Source organism: Pantoea stewartii subsp. stewartii (genome assembly GCF_008801695.1).
Classification (GTDB): Bacteria; Pseudomonadota; Gammaproteobacteria; order Enterobacterales; family Enterobacteriaceae; genus Pantoea; species Pantoea stewartii.
On the sequence record NZ_VZPF01000166.1, the window covers coordinates 1 to 2,665 of the forward strand.

At 48.3% G+C, this 2,665-nt stretch carries 4 protein-coding genes; 2 read left to right on the forward strand and 2 right to left on the reverse strand.

The window, feature by feature from the left end; translation table 11 throughout:
• Positions 1-201 precede the first annotated feature (201 nt).
• Both F7Q90_RS25185 and F7Q90_RS25190 read left to right on the forward strand, forming a co-directional pair.
• A complete protein-coding gene (locus F7Q90_RS25185) occupies positions 202-315 on the forward strand; it encodes a hypothetical protein (protein WP_006122515.1) in 114 nt (37 codons plus the stop codon).
• Positions 316-875: 560 nt separating this feature from the next.
• Complete coding sequence (locus tag F7Q90_RS25190; protein ID WP_151161144.1) at positions 876-1,823, forward strand: pentapeptide repeat-containing protein; 948 nt, start codon at positions 876-878, stop codon at positions 1,821-1,823.
• Between the two features lie 225 nt (positions 1,824-2,048).
• Here F7Q90_RS25190 and F7Q90_RS25195 read toward each other — a convergent pair whose 3' ends face one another.
• Both F7Q90_RS25195 and F7Q90_RS25200 read right to left on the reverse strand, forming a co-directional pair.
• Complete coding sequence (locus F7Q90_RS25195; protein ID WP_071182205.1) at positions 2,049-2,264, reverse strand: MbeD family mobilization/exclusion protein; 216 nt, start codon at positions 2,262-2,264, stop codon at positions 2,049-2,051.
• 3 nt (positions 2,265-2,267) lie between these two features.
• Positions 2,268-2,665, reverse strand: a 398-nt coding sequence (locus F7Q90_RS25200) for an MbeB family mobilization protein (RefSeq protein ID WP_151161146.1), incomplete at its 5' end; no start/stop codon positions are given.

Consider the following 2,665-nt stretch of genomic DNA (forward strand, 5'->3'; position numbering starts at 1 on the left):
GAAATCTGACGCTCAAATCAGTGGCGGCGAAACCCGACAGGACTATAAAGATCCCAGGCGTTTCCCCCTGGTAGCTCCCTCGTGCGCTCTCCTGTTCCTGCCTTTCGGTTTACCGGTGTCATTCCGCTGTTATGGCCGCGGTTTCTCATTCCACGCCTGACACTCAGTTCCGGGTAGGCAGTTCGCTCCAAGCTGGACTGTATGCACGAACCCCCCGTTCAGTCCGACTGCTGCGCCTTGTCCGGTAACTATCGTCTTGAGTCCAACCCGGAAAGGCACGACAAAACGCCACTGGCAGCAGCCACTGGTAACTGAAAAGGTGGATTTAGATATTAAGAGTTCTTGAAGTGGTGGCCTGACTGCGGCTACACTGGAAGGACAGTATTTGGTATCTGCGCTCCACCAAGCCAGTTACCTGGTTAAGCAGTTCCCCAACTGACTTAACCTTTGATGAAACCGCCTCCCCAGGCGGTTTTTTCGTTTACAGTTAATAAGATTACGGCGGGAACGAAAGGATCTCAAGAAGATCTTTCTATTACCTATTAGGGAGCAGTTTGGATATAGAGAGTTTACGGCGTTTTCCGTAGATTTTATCTAATCCACCTAACCACTATACCTCTGACGCACAAACCATGCCTCAAGCCAAATATCAATAAAAAACACTACAGACAATTCAAAATAACTTGTATTTATTTATATACTGGAACCGCCGAAATTTTTAGCGCAGAGAATTAGTCGATTCTTGAATCATGTTTGGCATGTGCTGGCTTGTACGTTTATGGTGCCGTGAGTGAGAATTTATCCATGGCGATTCACATCACGGAAATTTCGATATTTCCGGCGTACAATATCAATGTTTACCATAGGTTTTCTCAATGCTAATTAACACATCGCCAAGCTACTTTTTAAACATTTTATCGTCACAAATGACAGGCACCTCCATAAAAGATATAACTTCACCAAAAGGTATTCTTGAGCACATAATAAACTTCATAACATTCGGTAAGTTACGAAAAGATAAGGAGTTTTTATATGAAGAAATAATTAAAAACATGGAACAATCTTTCAGAGTAGTAACGGCAAAAGAAATGGAAGATGGCAGAAACATACACTTAGATGACATTAACGGATGTAAAGTATCATTTTATTACACAGCCCATACAAACAAAGTTACTGTAGAAGTAAAAAACAACTACAAATCAGAAAGCCAAGAAATTGATTCGAAAAATTTTTTTAATACATTTCAAGCGATAAAATTTCGGACATTGCTAAATGTTACCTGTCTCAAAGAGATCTTAACCGACGATGGGGTTATCAATCTGAAAGGAGTTAACCTGAGCGATACCGACCTGAAAGGAGCTTACCTAAGCGATGCCAACCTAAGCGATGCCGACCTAAGCGATGCCAACCTAAGCGATGCCAACCTAAGCGGAGCCAACCTAGCCCATGCTAACTTGACAATGGCGTACCTGAGTGAAGCTGACCTGAGCAACGCTAACCTAAGCGGAGCCGACCTGACCAATGCCAACCTGAACCAAACTGACCTGCCAAATGTCAACCTAAGCGGTGCCAACCTAGCCCATGCTAACTTGACAATGGCGTACCTGAGTGAAGCTGACCTGAGCAACGCTAACCTGAGCAACGCTGACCTGAAAAGAGCTGACCTAAGCGATGCCAACCTGAGCGATGCCAATCTAACCAACGTTGACCTGAAAAGAGCTGACCTAAGCAATGCAATATTGAAAGGAGCCAACCTGCTCCACATTAATGTGGAAGGGACTAACATGACAGGGACTAAACCATGGGCTCATACCGAAAAATAATTTTTAATTATAAGCATAAGCAGGTATGACTGACCTGCTCCCCGTTGATTAACTGTACTAGTGCGTATTATGGTGAAAATGAACACGGATTGCTGAAAGCCCCGTTTTATCCGGTTTGTTACAGCGACGGACCGTCATACGTCCGTTGTCGCTGTGATCGTTCCAGCTCCAGCGCTTTCTGATGCTGTGCCGCCCGCTCCTGCTCCCGGAGTGCCTCTATCCCATTCAGCCTTGTGACAAACGGCGCAGCTGATCGCTCAAACTCTGCACCTGCCTGCTCAAACCCGTGACGCGCTCGCTCAGCGCCGCGTTCTCCCGTTGCATAAGACCAGACATCGTCCGCCATTCCGCGAAGGCGCTCTCCCACTCGTCCAGCCTTTTCGAGTAGTCCTGCTGTAGCTGCTCTAATGCGCTCAGCAACTGTTTTTCCAGCTCCGTCATGTGCTATTTCTCCGCCAGGATCATCCAGCTCGAATCCTCTCCGAATCGTCCCGCTTCCGGGTTCACCCTCACGCAGCGGCGTCTCTGCTCTCCGCATGTCGTGAGCTGCACGCCGCTGTTTCTCTCTGACAGCATGGCCTGCGTGCTCTTCTGCTCCCGTATGGTCGTATAGTTGTCGAGTATCTGCTGCCCCTGCCACCACAGAATGCCCGCGCTCGAAGCGATCAGCAGCGCGGACACCAGGACGATGGTCAGCCACGTCTGGCTGACCATCCGCAGCATCCCTTTCGTGCGCTGGCTCATGGCTGAGGACAGCTTCCGGTCGTGGTCGAGGATGGCGGCGCTGATTCTCTTCTCGCTTTCGCTCAGTTCCGCTCTGACAGACTTCTCGTGCTCGCTGA